21 protein-coding genes are annotated in these 21444 nt (G+C 40.5%); 3 read left to right on the top strand and 18 right to left on the bottom strand.

What is annotated here, in order from left to right; translation table 11 throughout:
• Window positions 1–135 precede the first annotated feature (135 nt).
• Window positions 136–1311, top strand: a complete 1176-nt coding sequence (locus tag G574_RS0100680; protein ID WP_029690507.1) for a hydroxymethylglutaryl-CoA synthase — start codon at window positions 136–138, stop codon at window positions 1309–1311.
• A complete protein-coding gene (locus tag G574_RS0100675) occupies window positions 1304–2584 on the top strand; it encodes a hydroxymethylglutaryl-CoA reductase, degradative (RefSeq protein WP_029690506.1) in 1281 nt (426 codons plus the stop codon). Before G574_RS0100680 ends, G574_RS0100675 begins: the two co-directional genes overlap by 8 nt.
• Before the next feature lie 10 nt (window positions 2585–2594).
• On the opposite strand, the gene fni is transcribed toward G574_RS0100675, so the two are convergent.
• The 9 genes from fni to G574_RS0100635 all read right to left on the bottom strand — a co-directional run bounded on the left by fni (window position 2595) and on the right by G574_RS0100635 (window position 11101).
• Window positions 2595–3611, bottom strand: a complete 1017-nt coding sequence (fni, locus tag G574_RS0100670) for a type 2 isopentenyl-diphosphate Delta-isomerase (protein WP_029690505.1) — start codon at window positions 3609–3611, stop codon at window positions 2595–2597.
• A 179-nt stretch (window positions 3612–3790) separates the two neighbouring features.
• Window positions 3791–4789, bottom strand: coding sequence for a phosphomevalonate kinase (locus G574_RS0100665; protein ID WP_029690504.1), 999 nt, complete (start codon window positions 4787–4789; stop codon window positions 3791–3793).
• Window position 4790: 1 nt separating this feature from the next.
• The gene (mvaD, locus tag G574_RS0100660) at window positions 4791–5723 is read right to left on the bottom strand and encodes a diphosphomevalonate decarboxylase (protein WP_029690503.1); all 933 of its coding nucleotides are present in this window, start codon (window positions 5721–5723) and stop codon (window positions 4791–4793) included.
• Window positions 5705–6580, bottom strand: coding sequence for a mevalonate kinase (gene mvk, locus G574_RS0100655; RefSeq protein WP_029690502.1), 876 nt, complete (start codon window positions 6578–6580; stop codon window positions 5705–5707). Before mvk ends, mvaD begins: the two co-directional genes overlap by 19 nt.
• A 398-nt stretch (window positions 6581–6978) precedes the next feature.
• The gene (locus tag G574_RS0100650) at window positions 6979–7665 is read right to left on the bottom strand and encodes a gamma-glutamyl-gamma-aminobutyrate hydrolase family protein (protein ID WP_029690501.1); all 687 of its coding nucleotides are present in this window, start codon (window positions 7663–7665) and stop codon (window positions 6979–6981) included.
• A gap of 207 nt (window positions 7666–7872) precedes the next feature.
• Window positions 7873–8742: an aminotransferase class I/II-fold pyridoxal phosphate-dependent enzyme gene (locus tag G574_RS0100645; protein ID WP_281167040.1), complete on the bottom strand. Its 870-nt coding sequence runs from the start codon at window positions 8740–8742 to the stop codon at window positions 7873–7875.
• Between the two features lie 151 nt (window positions 8743–8893).
• The gene (locus G574_RS11730; protein WP_245540380.1) at window positions 8894–9409 is read right to left on the bottom strand and encodes a dehydroquinate synthase/iron-containing alcohol dehydrogenase family protein; all 516 of its coding nucleotides are present in this window, start codon (window positions 9407–9409) and stop codon (window positions 8894–8896) included.
• A gap of 87 nt (window positions 9410–9496) precedes the next feature.
• The gene (locus G574_RS11725) at window positions 9497–9877 is read right to left on the bottom strand and encodes an iron-containing alcohol dehydrogenase (RefSeq protein WP_281167039.1); all 381 of its coding nucleotides are present in this window, start codon (window positions 9875–9877) and stop codon (window positions 9497–9499) included.
• An 84-nt stretch (window positions 9878–9961) separates the two neighbouring features.
• Complete coding sequence (locus tag G574_RS0100635; RefSeq protein ID WP_029690499.1) at window positions 9962–11101, bottom strand: amidohydrolase; 1140 nt, start codon at window positions 11099–11101, stop codon at window positions 9962–9964.
• 194 nt (window positions 11102–11295) lie between these two features.
• Here G574_RS0100635 and G574_RS0100630 point away from each other — a divergent pair, with 194 nt between their 5' ends.
• Window positions 11296–12189, top strand: coding sequence for a LysR family transcriptional regulator (locus G574_RS0100630; RefSeq protein WP_029690498.1), 894 nt, complete (start codon window positions 11296–11298; stop codon window positions 12187–12189).
• A 10-nt stretch (window positions 12190–12199) separates the two neighbouring features.
• On the opposite strand, the gene G574_RS0100625 is transcribed toward G574_RS0100630, so the two are convergent.
• The 9 genes from G574_RS0100625 to G574_RS0100585 all read right to left on the bottom strand — a co-directional run bounded on the left by G574_RS0100625 (window position 12200) and on the right by G574_RS0100585 (window position 21398).
• Window positions 12200–13435, bottom strand: a complete 1236-nt coding sequence (locus G574_RS0100625) for a sensor histidine kinase (protein ID WP_029690497.1) — start codon at window positions 13433–13435, stop codon at window positions 12200–12202.
• Window positions 13428–14120, bottom strand: coding sequence for a response regulator transcription factor (locus tag G574_RS0100620; RefSeq protein ID WP_029690496.1), 693 nt, complete (start codon window positions 14118–14120; stop codon window positions 13428–13430). Before G574_RS0100620 ends, G574_RS0100625 begins: the two co-directional genes overlap by 8 nt.
• A 9-nt stretch (window positions 14121–14129) precedes the next feature.
• Window positions 14130–14747 (bottom strand): GTP pyrophosphokinase, encoded by a 618-nt coding sequence (locus G574_RS0100615; RefSeq protein WP_029690495.1) that lies wholly within the window; start codon window positions 14745–14747, stop codon window positions 14130–14132.
• Between the two features lie 99 nt (window positions 14748–14846).
• Window positions 14847–16571: an ABC transporter permease/substrate binding protein gene (locus tag G574_RS0100610; RefSeq protein WP_029690494.1), complete on the bottom strand. Its 1725-nt coding sequence runs from the start codon at window positions 16569–16571 to the stop codon at window positions 14847–14849.
• A gap of 15 nt (window positions 16572–16586) precedes the next feature.
• The gene (locus G574_RS0100605) at window positions 16587–17798 is read right to left on the bottom strand and encodes a quaternary amine ABC transporter ATP-binding protein (RefSeq protein WP_100244370.1); all 1212 of its coding nucleotides are present in this window, start codon (window positions 17796–17798) and stop codon (window positions 16587–16589) included.
• Window positions 17799–18106: 308 nt separating this feature from the next.
• On the bottom strand, window positions 18107–18667 hold the full coding sequence (locus G574_RS0100600; RefSeq protein WP_029690493.1) for an NADPH-dependent FMN reductase: 561 nt from the start codon (window positions 18665–18667) through the stop codon (window positions 18107–18109).
• An 81-nt stretch (window positions 18668–18748) separates the two neighbouring features.
• Window positions 18749–19159, bottom strand: coding sequence for a peptide deformylase (locus tag G574_RS0100595; RefSeq protein ID WP_029690492.1), 411 nt, complete (start codon window positions 19157–19159; stop codon window positions 18749–18751).
• Window positions 19160–19234: 75 nt separating this feature from the next.
• On the bottom strand, window positions 19235–20167 hold the full coding sequence (locus G574_RS11060; protein WP_051130506.1) for a hypothetical protein: 933 nt from the start codon (window positions 20165–20167) through the stop codon (window positions 19235–19237).
• A gap of 352 nt (window positions 20168–20519) precedes the next feature.
• Window positions 20520–21398: an acetamidase/formamidase family protein gene (locus G574_RS0100585; protein ID WP_029690490.1), complete on the bottom strand. Its 879-nt coding sequence runs from the start codon at window positions 21396–21398 to the stop codon at window positions 20520–20522.
• Window positions 21399–21444 lie beyond the last annotated feature (46 nt).

Raw genomic sequence — 21444 nt, 5'->3', positions numbered from 1 at the left:
TCCACTCACAAACATAAGGTAAAAAGAGCCGATTAGTTTGATGAATCAAATAATAGGTTCCAAAAACATCCATTCTCCCATTTTATGTTACAATTTAATTACTGAAAAATTTTATAACAATAGAGGAAGGTTTTTATGGCCATCGGAATTGATAAGATTGGTTTTGCAACCAGTCAATACGTTCTTCATTTAGAAACATTAGCCCAAGCTCGTGGGCAAAAAATTGAAAAATATACTACCGGTTTGATGTTGGATGCTTTGAGCATTACACCCATCACTGAAGACATCGTGACTATGGCTGCTTCTGCTTCAAAAGATATTTTAGAAGAATCAGATAAAGAAGCTATCGATATGGTCATTCTAGCGACAGAATCGGGAATCGATCAATCAAAGGCAGCCAGCATATATGTCCATCACCTGCTTGGTATCCAGCCTTTTGCCCGTTCCATAGAGATAAAGGAAGCTTGCTATGCCGCAACAGCTGGTTTAAACTATGCAAAATTACACGTCGAAAAACATCCTAATAGTAAGGTTTTGGTCATTGCCAGTGACATAGCCAAATATGGTATCAAATCGGCTGGTGAACCAACCCAAGGCGCTGGGGCAGTCGCTATGTTAGTGACTACCAACCCACGTATCCTAGAGCTTTCTGACGACAATATTTCGCAAACACGCGATATCTATGATTTTTGGCGTCCTAATTATTCGACAACTCCTTTTGTTGATGGCATTTATTCAACCAAACAATATTTGGATAGCTTAAAAACAACTTGGTCTGAATACCAAAAACGTCACCATGTAACTTTAGAAGAGTTTTCGGCCTTTTGTTTCCACATTCCATATCCTAAATTAGCCTTAAAAGGTCTGAAAAAACTTATGGATAAAGATTTATCTGATGCTGTTAAACAACAATTAACGGATAACTTCGAGCAATCCATTCTCTATAGCAGACAAGTCGGCAATATCTATACTGGATCTCTTTATCTAGGATTATTATCATTATTAGAAAATAGTCAGACTCTGACAGCTGGTGATAAAATCGGACTATTTTCTTATGGTTCTGGTGCCGTCTCTGAAATTTTTTCTGGACGTTTAGTAGCTGGTTATGAGAAAATGCTTTTAACGGATCGTTTAACACAATTGCAACAGCGAACACCACTAACCGTATCTGACTACGAAAAAGTCTTTTATGAAGAAGCTAACCTAGACAGTGACGGTAATGCGACTTTTGATAGCTATCAGACAGGGGCCTTTGCCCTGGAACGTATTCAGCAACACCAACGGATTTATGTGAGAAAAGACCATGACTAAACTCAAATGGAATGGCTTCGCCAAAAAAACACCTCAAGAGCGGATTGAGCTCATTAAAGACTTTAGCTTACTCGACGATGAGAACCAAAAGATTCTCCAAAATCACCTTGCTTTACCGCTTGAAATTGCCAATCAATTGGCAGAGAATGTCGTCACTGAACTATCCTTACCCTTTGCTATTGCGCCAGATTTCTTGGTCAATGGTAAAAGCTATCAACTGCCTATGGTGACTGAAGAACCTTCTGTTGTTGCTGCTGCTAGCTTTGCTGCCAAATTGATTAAACGTTCAGGCGGTTTTAAAACAACCATTCATAATCGGCAAATGATCGGACAAGTTGCCCTCTTTGATTTTCCAGATTTTGATAAAGCTTGTGCCAACATCTTGACACAAAAAGTTTTTTTACTGGATCTGGCTAATCAGGCCTATCCTTCCATTGTCAAACGCGGTGGAGGGGCTCGAAATCTCTGGCTAGAGCAAAAAGAAGACTTTTTAATCGTTTATGTAGCTGTTGATACGCAAGAAGCTATGGGGGCCAATATGGTCAATACCATGATGGAAGCACTTGTCCCTTGGCTAGAAGACTTATCCCAAGGACAATCATTGATGGCTATATTGTCTAATTACGCGACAGAAAGTCTGGTAACAGCCGAATGTGATGTCAGCATTTCTAGCCTGAGTCGTAATAAGGAAGAAGCCCATCAATTGGCTAAAAAGCTGGCACTAGCTAGTCGATTAGCACAAGTTGATGCTTACCGTGCTAGTACTCATAATAAGGGGATTTTCAACGGAATAGATGCCTTGGTCATAGCAACAGGCAACGACTGGCGAGCTATCGAGGCTGGCGCTCATGCCTATGCCAGTAGAGACGGCCAATATAGAGGACTTAGTCAGTGGACATACGATGAAGCAAAAGCTTCTATTCACGGTCGCATGACCCTTCCCATGCCTATCGCGACTCGTGGAGGCTCAATCGGTCTCAATCCAACTGTTCAGGTAGCCCATGACTTACTAGGGCATCCAGAGGCCAAAGAGCTAGCTGGAGTGATTGTATCGCTTGGACTAGCGCAAAACTTTGCAGCGCTAAAAGCTCTAACATCTACAGGAATTCAGTCTGGTCATATGAAACTACATGCTAAGTCATTAGCACTTCTGGCTGGTGCCAAGGAAAATGAGGTTGGACCGCTTGTTCAAAAATTGTTAGACGAAAAACACATGAATTTAGCAACTTCAAAAAGTTTACTAGAAGCATTAAGAGATGAAAAAAGAAGTTAGACAGTAGTATCTAGCTTCTTTTTGGCAAGTTTTCTTTTTTAAGATGATTTAATTTTCCGTAGAGCATGTAATCAACTTTAGTTAAATCAGATACTTTCTGACAATTTAGGGCACACATTATCAGTCGGAGGTCGTCCTTCCAACCATTTACTGTTGCAATAGCCTCCTCCATGGTCTTGTTTTCAACCAGGGCCAAGGCTGTTTTCGATAAGCCCACCGCCTTAGCGCCAAGAACTAAGCACTTAATCATATCTAGAGGATGTCGAACGCCACCAGAAGCTAAGATGTCTGCTTTGGCCATCATTGGCTGAGCGTTTAAAAGGGCTTGTACAGTTGTTTGCCCCCACTCATTAAGGTAGGAGCGATCGCCACCTCGCTCATTTTCAATGTAGGCAAAACTGGTCCCACCACGTCCTGAAATATCGAAGGCTCGAACACCTAGGCCATAAGCAATTTCCATGGTTTTTAAATCTAATCCAAAGCCAACTTCTTTCAGCATAACTGGTACAGGCATCTTTGTCGCATAATCAGAGAGGTTTTTCTTCCAAAAACGAAATTCTCGCTCCCCTTCTGGCATCAAAAGTTCCTGCATAAGATTGACATGAACCTGTAGAAAAGCTGGCTGCATGTCGTCTACTGCTCTTAATCCAAGGTGGTAGTCCTTATCAATCCCAATGTTAGTCGCCAAAGTCAGATTAGGGTGATTTTTTTTGACTTGAAAGCTGGTATCTGATGGGTCCTTCAAGGCTGCTGAATAGGAGCCAGTTACCATGACAATGCCTGTTGCTTCTGCTAATTGGGCCAATTTTTGATTGATTTCCCCTCCCTTTTTGCTTCCACCTGTCATGGCGTTAATATAAAAAGGAAAGTCAAAGTCCATCCCTAAAAACTGCGTTGACAGATCAATGTCAGCTAGATCGTAATCAGGCAATGAATGGTGAACTAACTCCATATCATCAAAACTATTGTAAGGTGATTGATATTTCAGGGCGTATTTTATATGATCATCTTTACGGTTTGTTTCCATGCTTTACCTCTATCCAGAAGCGTTTGGTTTGGGAATGATCTTCTGGATCAATATCAGTGTTTTCATAAATGCAACCATTGGCTAAAATGTTTTTTTTTTTGCTTGTAAAAACTCATTTTTATAGGCTATTAGTGGTTCCATAACATTTTATTTTAATTTGATTAGAAGTCAGGCTGTCATCACGACCAACTTTCTTGATAAAGAATCTCAATGCCTGCTTTTTGCCATCTTTCCTTTAGGGTGACCGTATCATCGGGATTAAAAGAAAGGGCAATGCCGCAGTCTCCTCCACCAGCTCCAGATGATTTAGCAACGACATCCAAATCAGAGCTGGCTTCTTTTAGTAATTTTAGCTTATCAGTATAGATGGTTGGACTCAACAAAACCAATAAATCACTAACTTTTTGAAGAGCACTTGCAAAAACGAGCTTATCTCCACTCTGCAAGGCAGACTTAACAAAAGTAACTTCTTTTTCAGTCGCCATCAAAAAGTCCTTAGATAATCGACTGTTTATCTCTCTAACCATTTGGCTAGACAAAGCAGGCTGCCTAGTCCACCCCACTAAAAAATCGGTTTTTAAAGATGGTATCAAGATATCAATCTGATATCCCCAATCCATTTCCAAAATAGCTACCAAGGATTTTTTAGAAAGCAAGTCCGATATTGCTTGACGATCAAATGACTGATAAGCCACTAAATCATCATAGGCGATACAAGCGATGTCCCCCATCGAGCCATTGTCACCCAGCTTCAAGAGCGTATAGGCAGACAACTTGAAAAGCTGGTCCTTAGTTAACGAGATGCCATAAAGGGCTGCCAAGGCTTTGATAACCAAGACAGTTACGCTACCACTAGAACCTATGCCAAACTTTTTCCCATCTCTTTCCATTTTTCCTGTAATCAACAGGGAAAATGGGGCTAATTCACTGACCTCTTTATCAAGAAAAGTGGCAAAAGTTCGAATACTCTCCTGAATAAGCTGATAATTGGTGTCTGGTGACATCCCAACTCCATAAGTAAACATATCCGAGAACAGCTCTATAGCCTTAGCAGGCTTAATCTCTGCGGTCATATAAATGGGAATGTTCTTTATAATCGCAGTTTGTCCCGGGACTAAAACCGCATATTCTCCAGCAATATAGAGTTTTCCACCTGTTTTTACAGTGATCGCTGTCATCTTATAGTGTCCTTGTCGTCGATAGGATAACGTGATAGTCTTTTTCAAAGATCCTTGCTAGGCGTTCAAGGTCATGTTCTAGACAAAGAACTTTGACATTTGGACCAGCATCCATAGTGAAATAACACTGCTCACCTGACTGACGTAGGGCTCTAACAGCTTCCATGGCTTTGTATGATTCGTCTGTCAAGTAAGAAAAAGTAGGCTCTGCTTGATGATTGGTCTCGTGCATGCGGAGTGCATTGGCCTCGGTCAACTCCCCAACCTTTTCAAAATCGTTGGCCTTGAGATAAGCTAGCATATCCTTATAATCTTGCTCAGATTGCTTGATCCACTCTGGGAAATAAGCTGACGTTTCTGCAGCTCGCTTCATGCCATCACGGCTGGAAATGGGTTTCTTCCGATCATTTAAAACAAGCATAATCATAGCCAATTTTAGATTTGTTTCAACACGGAAAATCTCCCCAGTATCTTTATCCCAGGCGGATAGGGGACCAAAAAATGACCGCGACGCAGAACCTGAGGCAAATTTAGCAATTTGGGCCAATTCACTTTGCGTCTTGCCACAACCGAAATAGTCATTGGCTGCTTTTACAAGCGCTGACAAACCTGAAGAGCTCGAAGACAGACCGGCTGCCGTAGGCATGTTATTGCAGCTATCAATTTTGACATATTCTGTCGGATCTTGACGAAAAAGATTTAGAACCTTACTCATTTTTTCACGTTCAGCATCGCTTTGTTGAACTCCAGCGATGTAAAAGGCATCTGCTTCGGCATCTTCTAAGGGACTGAGCTGTGTTACCGTAGACATGTTCTCCAAGGTTAAAGAGATGCTGCTAGTGGCAGGAATCATTTTTTCAGCATCTGCTTTTCCCCAATACTTAATAATAGCGATATTAGCATACGATTTGACCTCTACAGGTTTTCGATCCATGTGTTAACAGCTCCTTCTTTCTCAAATTCTCGTGATAATATCTGCGCTTCTTGAGCCGTCTTCACCAAAGCGATGATACAGCCACCTAGGCCTCCACCAGACATTTTAGCCCCTAAAGCGTGAGCTTTTCTAGCTACGGCTACTAAATGGTTGGCTTCCGGACTAGAAACACCAAGTTCATCTAAAATCGTATGAGCATGACTCATTGCCAATCCCATATCTTCAAAGTTTTTTTCCCCGAGTGCGACTTCAAAAGCATCTGTCAATTGCCCTAAACCATGTAACAGTGGCAAGGATTTTTCCTCTTGAGCCTCAACCTTCTGCACTGCTTCTCTAGTGTGCCCGTGAATGCCTGTATCTGCGATAACCAGAAAAGTCCCAAGATCGACTTTAAGGGTTGAAAAACCAATATTTCGAATAAATTTTATAGCATGGTCACTCAAACATGTTTTAGCATCAAGACCACTGGGATTGGTATGGGCAATGATCTCAGCCTGATTCACTAGCATTTCCAAGGTTTGGTTATCAAGTGCTTGCTCATAGTAATCGAAAACAGCCCGAATCGCTGCAATAGCAACAGCTGCTGAAGAGCCCATGCCACGTCTCTGAGGGACAGTTGAATCAATCTGGTAGCTTATCTTGGCATCGGAAATACCTAAGTATTCCAGAGCAGCAAAAATAGCCGTAATCAAAGGATCGGCAATCCGCATTTGAAGGGCTTGTTTAGCAGGTTTTATCTGACAAACCACCTCAATATTTTTTAAAGGAAGGGCAATAGCGGGAAAGCCGTAAACAACAGAATGTTCTCCCATCAAAATAATCTTACTGTGTGCCCTACCTATTCCAATAGGTTTCATAACTCATCTTTTCTCTTTATTGTTTAATAGCAGTCCTATTTTACCTTATTTTTAAGGAAAATGCGACTAGGAAACCAAATAGCCGATGATTAGTTTGATTTATCAAACTAAAAAACTTTTCCTTTTCAAGGTAAATTGGGAACCAGAGGTTCTCGCTATCACATAGTATTGATAAGAAATCTGTTTTGCAGCAATCCAATCATCACGCTACTTTCCCACACTCTTTTGAAACTTGGTATCTGCCAATTAAGAAGCGATTTTCAAAAGCACATAAAGGCATAACATTAAAACACTGGATTTGACGTGAAATGCTTTTCAAACCTGGTTGTTATCACAAATTTTAGAGACCTGACGACTGTAAAAAAGAGCCAGGTATGCCCTGACTCTCATAAGAAAGCTTATAAACTTAAAAAGTAATTAAAAACCTGCTGGCTCTTAGGATTGATACTCAAGAGATACTCTGGGTGCCACTGCACTCCTAGAAATGTCTTTTTATCCTTAGATTGAACAGCTTCAATCGTTTCGTCCTTACTATCTCGCGCAATTACCTCTAAACCTGGTGCCAAATTTTTTATACTTTGATGATGTAACGAGTTAACCGCCCCTTTTTGACCAAAGATCGTATGTAGGGCATTGCCTTTCTCGACAGCAATATCATGCACGAGCAGCTCAGGATTATTATTTTGATGCCCATGAATATCTAGATTAAGGCTGCCCCCTTGCGCTGTGTTAAACAATTGAATGCCACGGCAAACACCCATGATAGGTTTCTTTTGACGCAAAGCCTCCTGCACCAGAGCGAACTCAAAGGCATCACGTTCAGGAAAATAGAGGCTAGAATCAGAAGCATTAGGTTCATTGTAATAACTTGGCTGAACATCTTGCCCCCCTGACAGAACCAAACGATCAATCATACTAACATAGGTTTCAGCCATATCAGGGGTACAGACTGGGAGATGAATTGGTACACCACCAGCCTTGATGATTGCTTGTGCGAAATGACGCGACACAGAAGAATGCACCATCAAGCCATCAGGTGACACGATTTTTTCAGTACTTGTAACGCCAATAATCGGTTTTCCCATGACATGTAACCTCTCTTTTAATAATTGCTATTATCTTACCACTTCTTCGCCCCTTCGACCAATCTTTATTTTTGATAGGTAGGTATAAGAAAAACTTATAGTGGTCATTTTGGGAAAAATAGCAGTCGTTGTATACAACACTTTTTAAACGATACTAGGCACGCATTTCATAATGGTAAAAGTCCTCTATCCATATGCCTAGCATAATCATATTAAGAAGTACTCTTCGTCTAGTCCCTTAAAAATTCCGATAGTCACTACTGCTCCTAAACTTCCTAGTGTTCCTGAGGAATGATAACCTTTGGAAGCATGTTGGGGTTGAGCTTGGAAACCAAGTCTTCCCGCAAATTCGAGACCTATAACATAAGCTTTCAAGACATCTATCATCCGATCATCAACATCACTGACCGCTAACAGTGCTGGAAAAATAACTGCACTAGGATGTCCTCTAAGATTGGCATGCGTATCGTCGATATCTTCAGCATGTGCCGAAAAGCCATTTATTAGAGCGTTGATAAGAGCCTGATTAGGATCAGAAAAAGATGTGTCAACAGTATCACTTGTCTCATATAAATCCATTAATGCGCGACTTTTTTCGGTATCCAACCCTGTCGGGTTATGAGGGTAATTTAAGAAAAGACCCGATGTTTTGGCAATAACATTATCCGGGATCTCGTCATAGTCTGGAAAGTAATTATTTGTCTCATCTAAAGGCATATAGTATGGAAAGTAATTATTTGTCTCATCTAAAGGCATATAGTATGGAAAGTAATTATTTGTCTCATCTAAAGGCATATAGTATGGAATGGCCTCCGCCGGATGAATAGCCTTTTGATAAGCGAAATAGCCAGGGTCAGGTAACAAGAAGTAAGAATGAGTATCCGCTAACAGCATCGGTAGAGCTGAAATGGCTGCTAGACTACCACTAAAAATCGTCACTTCATCTCTGCTCAATGTGACTTGATATTCCCGATCATAAAAAGCAATAATCTGATCTTTCAGAGATTCTTTACCACCATAGGGAGGATAGCCATGATTGGATTTTTGTAAAATAGCTTTTTCAAAAGCCTTTACAATTAGAAGAAAACGTTGCTTAATCCGGATTATCTCGTCCTAAATTGATTACAGACCCTCCCCTTTGCTTCTAGGGATCGGATAAGTTCCTGCTGCCGTGAGGTTTGATGTTCTGATAGCTTTTCAAACCGTTGTACTGTCTTAATATCCATTCTCACTCCCTTAACTGCATTAATACAGATGTCACTCTATCCAAAGAAATGTCCGGAAAAACAGATTGCATCCGACTATCTTTGCGATCAACTAACAAAGACGCCATCTCCAACAACTGATCATCTGTTATTGTTCCCAACTCTTTGAAATTCCTTGGTAGAACAATTTTTTTGTAAAACTGATCAATTTCTAATGCTAACTCCCTACTTTCTTGAAGATCTTCTAATAAGATTTGAAACAGACTACCTAGCGCAACAATCTCACCATGTGTTGGCCGTCTTCCCTCAATGACTTTGACATAAGCATTGTGAAAAGCATGGGCACCCACACTCATACCATCTTGATCCGCAATACCATCTACAGAAGCAGCAACTAAAAAAATCGTATCCAGCGCATTATGCCATTCGATATCGGAAATCTCATTAAAATCTTCTAAGGACAACATGATCTTACGACAAGTCTCAATATAGAACCGACCAATGGCAGCAGTGACATGCATTGTCTTATCCAAGGTCAAACGTCGTCAGATTTCATAGTATTTAGCTAGAGTATCTCCTATTCCTGATATAATATAGGCTTTAGGAGCTCTTCTTAAAAGTTCTGGTTAGATTAATACCATATCAACTGGCTTTTGTTCTCGCTTATTAGCCACTTTTTCATGCGTTGATGATGCATAAATAATACTTTTAGACGTTAAGGCAGCACAATTTGACGGCAGTGTCTGAATATTAATCAGGAAAATGTTCAGCTTGTCCGAAACCACCTTAACCGTATCTATTAATTGGCCACCGCCAAAAGCAATAATGCTATCATAAGGTGCCAAAATATCACAAAGGCGGTCAATTTCTTCAAATGTACAGTTTCCCTTAAAGTAAACAAGAGGATTATCAGTTAAAAACGCTTTAGGCAAATATGGCGCTATGGCCTTTTCAACAGTCTTGTCTGTGACAATAACCGGTCTAATCAGTCTTTTGTTATGAAGTATCTCAGGCAGGGCTTATAAAATACCTGCTTCATTGATGTATTCTGAAGGGCTTTGTCGTACCACATGTCTAACCATATTAGTACCTCACTTTTGCGAAAGGTAATCTAGTAATCGAACAGCATTATGGACATAGTAATTAACGGCTGTTTCAAGTGCCTCATCTTTCACGATAAAATCATCGTGATGCCAATCGGGTGCTCCTGGATCGCCATTAGAACCAACGAAAGCAAAAACGCCCGGTATTTTTTCTTGATAGGTCGCAAAATCTTCACCTCCAGTTGACGGCAAGGGCTCTACTACCTCGGCAAATGTCTTTGATGCTTCAAACACGATTGGGGTCAATTCCGCATCATTAAAGGTCACACCAGGTGAGTTTCCCCAGTCAATAGTCACCTGAGCACCAAACTGGTTCGCAACGGACTCAACAATTGTCGTAAATCGGTCAATGGTCCTTTGACGAACTTCGGGATCAAAAGTCCTGATAGTTCCATCAAAAAATCCTTGCGCTGGCAGCACATTCCAGGTATTACCAACAGAAATATGAGCAACAGAAACAACTGCAGAATCAAAAGGAGACACCGTTCTGGCAACGATTGCCTGCAAATTTGTCACCATGGTTGTGATAGCTAAAACCGTGTCAATACCCAAATCTGGACGCGCCGCATGAGCACTGACACCTGTTACTGTCACTTTGAACTGCTCAACACCTGCCATGATAGCTCCTGTTCGTAGCCCAATCTGCCCAGGTTTTAGATGGGGATTGTTATGGTATCCAATGATAGCCGAAACACCATCCAATGCACCAGCATCAATCATTTGATGCGCCCCTTGAAAAATTTCCTCTGCTGGTTGAAAAAGCAAACGAACCGTTCCTTTAAGCTGTTCTTCTTGTGCCTTGAGCAACTCTGCCGCTCCTAGTAAGCTAGCCTGATGAAAGTCATGGCCACAGGCATGCATGGCGTTATTAGAGCTAGCAAAAGCCAAGCCTGTATTCTCTTTAATCGGGAGAGCATCAATATCTGCTCGTAAAGCAACTATCGGTTGACCACTGCCAATCTCTGCAACCAAGCCAGTTTTTAAAGGAAGATCCAACAGCCTAATCCCTAAATGAAGTAAGTAGGCTTTGATAAAGGCTGTTGTCTCAATTTCTTCCCCAGAAATTTCAGGGTGTTGGTGAATGTGATGTCTAGTTTGAATCAATTTGTCATAAAAGTCTGAAGCCATGTCAAGGATCTCCTTAATCGTAATTGCTAACTATCTTATCAAGAGTCAAATAGCTTGCCCAATCTATATTTTTTATCCTTCGCCATAAAAATTACTTATGATAGCTTTTTATATTCCTATCACCAGCTTATAGGAATGCCCAAATCTCTCTGTTATAATAAGAGTCATATCTTAAGCGTTTTTTAGGAGGTTTCATGAATTTTCAACAATGCCGTTATGTCATTACTATCGCAGAAGCGGGCTCTTTCAGTGAAGCAGCTAAGCGGCTTTTTGTTAGCCAACCTAATCTCTCAGCCTCTATTCATCAATTGGAGGAAGAATTAGGGGTTACCTTATTTACGCGTTCTAACACCGGTACAAAACTTACTGAAGATGGCTTTGATTTTATTAAGTATGCCAAGCGTATCATCGGGGAAGTCGATTTACTCCAAGGCCGTTACCATACATCATTCAAAAAAAGCTTCAGCGTTGCTAGCCATCACTATGATTTTTTATCTCACCCTTTAGCTAAAATTTCTGAACGCTTTTCAGACACACATCGTGAATTTCAACTCATCGAGACCACGACCAAGACCATTATTGAAAATGTCGCTTCCTACAAGAGCGATATCGGTATCCTTTACCTAGACGAGGCCAATAGCCACATCTTAGAGCGTAATTTCAAACAAAAAGAGCTGGATTTTGTCCCTCTAGGAGACTTCCCAACCCGTATTTTCCTCAGTAAAGACCACCCACTAGCCCACAAAAAACTGTTAAAAATAGATGATTTAAAAGCCTATACACAAATACGCTTTAGCCAGGATGACTCCGGTATCCTGTTTGATGAGGATCCTTTAAGTGTCGAAGCAGACCAACAAATTATTTATGCCAACGACCGCGGTAGTTTAATGAATATACTCTTGGCTACACCTTCTTATGCTTCTGGTTTAGGCATTGTAACCGGTTTTATCAAGGAACATATCGTACTCATTCCGCTGGAAGACCAGCCACATGTTCTAGGCTACATCACGCCAAAAACAAAAAAAAGCTCCCAAATTGTGGAAGCTTTTATTGAAGAAGTGAGACAAGAACTGGTGATCGCAACCTAGCAGCAAGTGCTTACAGTAAGACTGTGAATGTGATCGTATCATTTTTATAGGCTACTGAAAGTTTCCCTTTAAAGAGTGTTACCATACTTTCTGCCATAGAAAGTCCAATGCCATAACCTGATCGATGAGCATTATTATGTGACTCGTCTTCCCTGTAGAACCGTTCAAAGAAGCGACTATAATCAATTGTCTTACCGGCTTTGTAAGTATTGGAAATACTTAACTTGGCTTTCTTGGATACTGTTCCAGTTGTCTTTAATGAGATGTGAACTTGTCCTCCCGGATCGCAATATTTATTAGCATTATCAACTAGAATCGTTACTAATTCAAATAGAGACTTTTCTTCTGCATTAACATGGATGTCTGGCGCAATAGACATGACAAATGATTTGCCATCTTTAATAACCAGGCTTTTAAAATCTTCCGCTGCATCTTGTGTGATCTCTGAAAAGTTGACCTTATGCAATTCCACATCTTCTTGCTCTTCTAGTCGGGCTAGAGAAACCAATTGGTTAATCAATCCTGTCAACCGATGGACTTGATCAGCTGTGCTTTTTGTCCACTCTGACTCACCAGACATTAGCTCCACCAACTCATTATTAGCTGAAATAATAGCTAAAGGGGTTTTTAATTCATGACCTGCATTGGTGATAAACCGTTTCTGTTTTTCATAATTTTTAACATAGGGCTCAATAACTTTTTGAGAGAGAGCGCTTATCAGTAAGATAAATAGTCCAATACCGATTATCCCTAGCCACAGTGAAATATTTAAAACAGCTTGATAATCCATCATATTATTAGTTGCATCCAAAATAATAAGAAGCTGCTGGTTATTCCCAATCGACCGAATATGGTAGGCGTAATAGCGGTTACTATCCCAAAAGCGACCGACTTTTTTGTCACCTTTAATGAGTTTTTCAGTGTAAGTTTGTGCATCTGTTTCAGATAACTCTGAAATATTACTCGCATCAATATCTGACACCTTCTGATGCTCATCAATACGAACACTTAAAAAACGGTATTGGTTGAGACTATCTTGGCTAGTTGGTCTACCCAACTGTTTTTCAGCTTCATTTAAACTAGGAAAGTTCCCCTTATTATCAGAAAGAAGCTGAAGGACAAGTGAAATATCACGTTGCGTTTGATAGTATCGAACAGCCGTTGTCACTCCCAAAACACCCGCCATCAAAATAGAGATAGCTAAGGAAGCTATCAAGATAAAGCGAATTCTAAGGCGTTTAAACATGAGGATCACCTTCTTCTTGGATCAGGGTAAAATGCTCTTGGTTCCTTTCTTCTATACGAATATCAGCATTGATCGCTTGCAATTTTTGCCGCAAATAGGAGAGATATAGTAGGACATAAGAATCATCGAGCCCGTTGGCTTCTTCTTTGGGCCAAACGTAAGCAAAAATAGCTGATTGGCTCAAAGATTTTCCAATATTACGCATCAGATAAGCCATCATCTTAGATTCTTTACTGGATAAACGAATACTATTAGCTGCGAACAGTTCTTGCTCGCCAATATTAAGTTGTACTGAACCAACTTCAAGGATATTGGAAGACATAGCCCCCAAGCGTCTATCCATCGAACGCAACCGTGCCAGTAATTCTTTTAATGAAAAAGGTTTGGTTAAATAATCATCGGCACCAGCATCCAAACCCGTGACCTTATCTTCAACTTCTGACATTGCCGTGAGCATAATCACATGACTTTCATTTCCTGATGCTCTAATTTCCTTCAGGGCTTCTATGCCTGTCTTAATTGGCATCATGATATCTAAAATCATCACATCATAAATATTTTTGTTTGCCATATCAACAGCTGCTTGGCCATCGTGAACAACATCGACAGCATAACCCTCGTGTGAGATAGATGCGCTAAGAACACGCGACATTTGCAACTCATCTTCAGCTAATAAAATTTTCATTCGTCCTCCTTAAGGATTCCTATCATTCTCAATAAGATGTCTAATAGTCTGCATGGTCAAATCACATGAAGCTAACTCATCAGCACAACGCTTAAGCTCTCTTGTAATCACCTCTGGATTTTTAATATCATGCTTGTACTTCATTTGGTGTTCCAGACTAGCCCAAGAATCCATAGCAATGGTTCTCAACTGCATTTCAACAAAATAATATCCCTGCTCATTCCCTTCACAATCAGGGTAAGGCGTCTCTATTTCTAAAATCAAAAGATAGGAACGATAACCATTAGGCTTAGCATGTTGCACATAATCCTTCTCCTTAACTATCGTGACACCTTCCATATCACGTAAGAGAGAGATCGTCTTATAGATATCATCAACAAAGCCACATACCATACGGATCCCAATACTATCCTTAACCTTCTTCAAGGCCGAGTTGGTAGAGATGGCGTACCCTTTTCGAGACAATTTTTCCACCATTGAGTTCTCTTCTTTTATCCTGGCATGAAAATGTTCATACAATTTGAAACCTGTATCGGATTTCATGGTTTGATTAGCCAGTTGAATCCTCTGAGTCAGATCATCAAGAATCAGTGGGAGGTACTGTTCGTAAGGGCCGTAAATTGACATAAGTCTCACTTTCTTTGATTTGCTTTATTGGCATTCATTATACCATGTTACCTTTAAGAAAAACATAAAAAGAAGCCCTTACGGACTTCCTCATCTCTATTATTTCAACCACTCTTTGACTTTGTCTTGGTTAGCGTCGACCCATTTACGGGCGGCGTCTTCTGGAGACATACCATCATTCATGTCAAGCATGACTTCTTCCATGTCTTCTGTGGTCCAGTGGAAATTGTCAATGATTTTGTAGACATTAGGCATATCTTCTTTGAGACCTTTACGGGCAATCGTGGTGATGTTTTCCTCTGCTCCAAAGGAACCTTCAGGATCTTCCAAATATTTCAAGTCATATTTTGAGAACATCCAGTGTGGTGACCAACCTGTGATAATAATCTCATCCTTAGCTTTTATTGCTTTTTCTAATGAAGATGTCATGGCACCTGTTGATGCCGATGTTAATTCCCAATCTGAAAGATTACTATAATCTTTTAGGGAAGCTTCAGCGGCATTCATGATTCCGGCACCAGGTTCAATACCAGTAATTTTCTTACCAGATTGATCAGTCAAATCCTCAATACTAGCAACATCCATATAAGATGGAACAACGAGTCCTAATTTGGTGCCTTCTAAGTTAGGACCTAAATCGTCCAGTTGATCCTTGTATTTTGCATACTGATCACCATGTGTGACTGGCAACCAAGCACTGGTTGAAAAGTCTGCATCTGAGTTAGCGATGGTTTGCCAGTTGACGGCATTATCAAGCGGTGTCATATCAACCTTATAACCTTCATCTTCTAGGACTGTCGCAATCACGTTTGTAGAAGCCACTTCAGAATCCCATTGGACATAAGAAATACGAACCGTTTCGCCTTTACCAGACTTGTCAGAATTCATATTGATAAACACGCGCCCTAGGGCTGCACCAAGGAAAACCACTAATGCTGCAATACCTACCCATTTATTAACAGATGATTTTGGCTTACCACCCTCTGACTTTGTATTGAAAGCTTGTGTCACACGGTCAAGAATAATGGCTAAAATAACCAAGGAAATCCCTGAAACAAAACCATTACCAATATCCGCTTTTTGAAGGGCTGATAGTACCTCACGTCCAAGACCAGGCGCACCGATCATTGATCCAGTAACAACCATTGAAAGGGCCAACATCATGGTTTGGTTAACACCAGCCATAATGGTGTTTTTAGCCAGTGGTAATTCCACTTTAAAGAGTTTTTGCGATGGTGTTGATCCAAAGGAATCCGAAGCCTCGATCAACTCTGTTGAAATCTCGCGAATCGCTAGGTTAGTAAAACGAACCGTAGGCGGAAGAGCGAAGATCACAGAGGCGAAAACCCCCGGTACCATACCGATACCAAAGAAAGCCACGGCTGGGATCAAGTAAACGAAGGCCGGCATGGTTTGCATAAAGTCAAGAATTGGGTTAACAATGTTCTTAACCGTATTGTTTTTAGCCATCCAAATTCCTAAAGGAACCCCGATAACAATCGAGATAAGACTGGCTACCAGTACCAAAGTAAATGTGTTCAATAATTCTTCCCAAAGACCTTGGTTATAGATAAACAAGAGACCTAGGAAGGTAAGAGTCGGAATTTGCCATTTTTTCTTAGCCAGAAAGTATACGGCTACCGTAGCTAAAACGATAAAGAGTAATGGATTGATAAAGACCAGGGTATTGGTCACAAAATCCATAATGGCACTACCAATCATTTGTAGGAAATCAAAGAGTCCTGAGAAGGTCTTTGTTACCCATTCCGTAAATACCTCTACCAGTTGAGCAACTGGTAATTTTTTTTGTAAAATATCCAAAATTGACTACCTCTTTCTTTATTTCTCAACCGTTTCTTCTGTATCGTCTTGGACATTTGCCAAGGCTTCAATCACACGACCACGGATAACGACTCCGAGAAGTTTATTGTTATCATCTGTGACGGCAATTGGTGCAGTCGAATCATAAATAAGGGGCATGATGTCAGTAATAATGGTATCCTTTGAAACGGTTAACACATCACGGTCAATCACTTCTGAGAGTGGTAAGCCTTTTTTACGAGCTTCCAAGGCCGCATCCGCGGTCACTGCTCCAATCAGTTCACGACGGCGGTTGGTCGCCATAAGCATAGAAACCTCTTCCGTATGCATACGCATCAGCGCAACTTGTGGACCATCCAACTCAACAGTTGTTGTGATAGGTTTAATCATGATATTTTGAGCCGTCAAGACTTTTGAACGATCAACATCTTCGACGAATTCACGAACAAAATCATTGGCTGGATTGGTAAGAATCTCCTCACCAGTACCGATTTGCATGATTTGACCATCTTTCATCAGCGCGATACGATCCCCAATACGAAGGGCTTCATTCAAATCGTGACTGATGAAAATAATGGTTTGCTTGTTAGCATCTTGCAAATCCAAAAGCTCGTCCTGCATTTCGCGACGAATCAATGGGTCAAGGGCTGAGAAAGCCTCATCCATCAAGAGAATTTTCGGTTTATTAGCTAAAGCTCTGGCCAAGCCAACACGCTGCTGCATCCCACCAGAGAGCTGATTAGGATATTGATCCTTAAAAGCAAGGAGCCCGGCATTGTCAAGCGCTTTTTCTGCTGCTTCTTGTCTCTCTGCTTTTGAAACACCCCGTAACTCAAGACCAAACTCTGTGTTTTCCAAAATCGTCTTATGTGGGAACAAAGCAAAACTTTGGAAAACCATGTTAATGTCATGACGACGGACATTGCGAAGCTCTTCGGCATTCATCTGTGAAATATCTTTACCATCAAGTAAGATATTCCCTGACGACGGTTCAATAAGACGGTTGAGCATACGTACCAAGGTTGATTTCCCTGATCCCGACAATCCCATAATAACGAAAATTTCACCTTCTTGAATATCGAAGCTAGCATCGTAGACACCCACGGTAGCTCCTGTTTTTTCTAAAATATCTGTTTTAGATTTTCCTTGCTTGACCATTTCAAGCGCGGCTTTTTGTTTTTTACCAAATACCTTGGTCAAGTTTTTGACTTCAAGTAATGTCACAACAATCTCCTTCCCTAATAGTGACCACCATAGATAAGAAACTATGTCGTCACTTAAGTAACCATTTCATAATACATTAATGTGGTCTCATAGTCAAGGCCTATGCTCATCATTTTACAGAAAAAAAGAGCGAAAATCACAATTACAGACAAGTAAAGAAAACCCTTAACTTCCCTAAATGACTGATGTTAGACAGCATCGATATAACTGACCAATCAAGCCATCAAAAAAAGAGAAGACCAACTCGGTCTTCTCAAAAATTTAAGCTGACAACTGCCCACTACAGCCGACGAAAAGGTGAAATGTGATTTGGTTTAACCAACTAGTCGTGTGGCAAATCCCAAGAAATTATGAATCACTGACTTCAAAAAAGCGGCTGTGTCTGCCTTTAGAAATTCACCATCCTTAGTAACAACATTGTGAATCTCTGCCAAATAAACTTCTGGTTGTGGCATGGCAATAGCATTTAAAAAGACAAGTGCTTGACGCAAATGATGATTAGCCCCAAAGCCAGAAATGTGTCCTGAAGACTGTGTCATGATCAATACTGGCTTACCATTAAAGGCAATATCTGTCGTCGGACGAGAGCCAACTTCAATAGCATTTTTTAAAGCGGCAGGAATCGTACGATTATACTCTGGTGTGATAAAAATGATAGCGTCCTGCTTCTTCACATCTTGTCTAAAACGAGCATAGGATTCAGGTCTTTCTTGACTATCTTTGTCAAAATCTGGGTTAAAGAGCGGCAGATCATTAATTTGAATCTCAGTTACAACCATATTTTCAGGAAAAAACGGGCGGATAGCTTTCGCAATAGCTGCAGAATAAGATTTTTCACGAATACTTCCATTTATGATACCAATATGTTTTATCACGAAAATTCTCCTTTCAATTATTACTAATTGATAATATTATCTTTCCTGATATTTTGCAATTTTTTTGACTTCCCGACTTCTCTAAATAATAATGCCTTCCAGATGATCCAACTCATGTTGGCAAATTTGAGCTGGGAGATCCTTAAGCGTTATTGTTTTAGGGTGCCAATTTTGATCGCGATAAGAGACCGTAATCTGACGAAACCGTTTAGCAGGCCGTTCTCCGAGAAGCGATAAACAAGATTCTTCAGTCTTGTAAGGATCCTGTTTATCAAGCACTTGAGGATTAAACATGACCAGATCCACAAATCCCAAACTAATGATAATCACCCGTTTTTGATAACCAATCATATTAGCAGCAAGCCCTAGGCAGTTCTCCCGATGATAGGTCAAAGTATCCTGTAAATCTTGGCCGATGTAGCATTCCTCTTTGGTCACCATTTGTGACGGCTGACTTAAAAAGAAAGTATCTGTAACAATTGATTTTAGCATAAAAGCCCATTTATCTCCTAAAAAGTAGTCCCCATAAAAAGCTTAAGACTTAGTATCTTAAGCTTTTTGTAGTGGTTAATAAATTTTCCGAACATCAAATTTTTGATTCAAGCCCTTGTAAGTTGAAATCACTGTTGGAACAAGGCCTAACAAAACAAATAGATAGACGATAAACATATTGGTATAGTAAGCATCTGACTCAATATACCCTTCTGAAACCAAACGTGGAATCTCTGTGAAGGCTAAAAAGAAGGAAACCTTATTAACCTGAGCTACCGCAATGGCCCAATAAATTTGCAAGGCAAAGTAGGTCATAACCAAACTCACTAAAATTGAGATCAGTAAACCTTTTTTGCTCTGCTTCTTAGCAAATAACTCGTACCCTTTCAAAGTCGCAACACTCATGATAAGACCCGAAACAGCAGCAGCAAATCCCATTTGACTCAATAACACAATAGCCAAAACACCGATTAGTGAGCCTAGGATTGCCCCTACGATACCATTGACTACATGTTCTTTCTTCTGAAAATCCTGACCTGCTCGTACAGCATTATCCTGCAACAACTGCTCATAATTGTCTTGAGATAACACCATAGGAACTCCCTCATTGAGGTAAATTCCTAAATCTGTCGTCTGATTCGAAAAAGCACTAGTTGATACCAACCCTTTCTCTTTAAACAATGCTGTCACTGCTTGAGTCATCTCCACCGCTTTTTGTTTTAGCTTATTATTCGTCATCGCTGATTTACTGATAACTTGCACCTGATGCCCTAAAATTTGGACACTAGCAATATGTTTTGAGGACCCTTTAATCTCATCTGCTAAGGCTTGCGACACATCATTTCCTGAGGCATCCGATAAAGAAGTATAGAAGGCGAAGGTGTAAGAATTCCCCTGAACAACCTGCTGTAACGCTATGTAATAATCGTTATAAATCCCCGATACTGTTTTACTCGCTTTATCGTGATTTAATCCCATCTCATCTTGAAGTTTCGTTAAAATAGACATAGGCAACCAACTTTCTTTTCATCTTAGTTCTATTGTACGATAAAAAAACGTTTTACAAAACCTTTTCACTCCCCACAGCAGCAAATTCGTCACTTTTGTCATTGATGCAATGATTTCTCTCTTGATGTCTCTTTTTGACTCCCTATCACCTAAACAAGCGCTTGAACGAAAAACCAAGGCTTTTTTCGGTATCAGTAAGAAGCCCCCATGTCTCTCTACACCTGACTTCAAGGCCGTCCCAGCGCGACTAAACCATTCCTGGATTCATCTGACTTTCTCCACACTAAGTATTTTCGTTACTGCCAATCCTCCCAAAAAACTAAACCTTAAAAGCCTCTCAGTACCTGACACCCTATTTTTCAAAAATGGCTTTCGACAGCTCAACCCGCATCGTCACATTAGGATTCACCAATTGACTGGCAACAACATCACCAGCTAAAGATAAAAGCATACCCGCTTGATTAAAATCCAAATCCGATAAGTCTTGAATCAATTGACTCATGTGATCTAAAGCTAATTTGGTCGCTTCTTCCATAGAAGGACGCGATCCGATAGTTATCCACTTATCCTCTGTTTCAACCAAAGGTAAAGGATAAGAACATTCTTTTAGAACGTCAACCGTGACATCAATGACCGCTGGAATTTCCAAGCCAGATCCCATGATCTCACCATCTCCCATAGTCGCATGGACGTCCCCCATAGCCAGTAAAGCCCCTTCTGTATTGACCGGCAAATAGAGAATAGAACCTTCTGTGATAGCAGTTGTATCCATATTACCACCATGATCATCCGGGGTTCCTGTGTTAACAGCATCACCTGAAGGGGCTGTTCCGATAACACCGATCATTTTTCGTAAAGGCAAGGTTAAACCTTTATAGCTGACAGTTTCTCCTATAACCTGACAAATCACTGTTTCTTCAGTAGTCACCTCATTTGCAAATTGACCAAATCCTGGTGAAGCGATAACAACTCCTCGTTCCTCAAGTGTAATCTTATGAATGGTAACTTTAAGCGTATCTCCTGGTAACGCTCCTTCGATAAAAAGCGGACCAGTAGCAGGATTAACATGATCCATATCAATCTGACTTACCACATCACTCTCACTCTTGACAGTATTGGAGAAACAATCCAGGGTTTCAAACGTTACCGGATCACCGCTTTTAGCCCTTGCTACCGGCTTATTTTCTTTTGACATTGCGAAAATAACGGTATCTGTATGTAATGTTGTCATAGTTACCTCCTTTTTAGAAAAGAGATTGGATCTCTCCAATCTCTTC

Origin of the sequence: Streptococcus hyovaginalis DSM 12219, from assembly GCF_000420785.1 — a bacterium.
GTDB lineage: Bacteria > Bacillota > Bacilli > Lactobacillales > Streptococcaceae > Streptococcus > Streptococcus hyovaginalis.
This window is presented reverse-complemented; position numbering and strand designations above follow the sequence as displayed.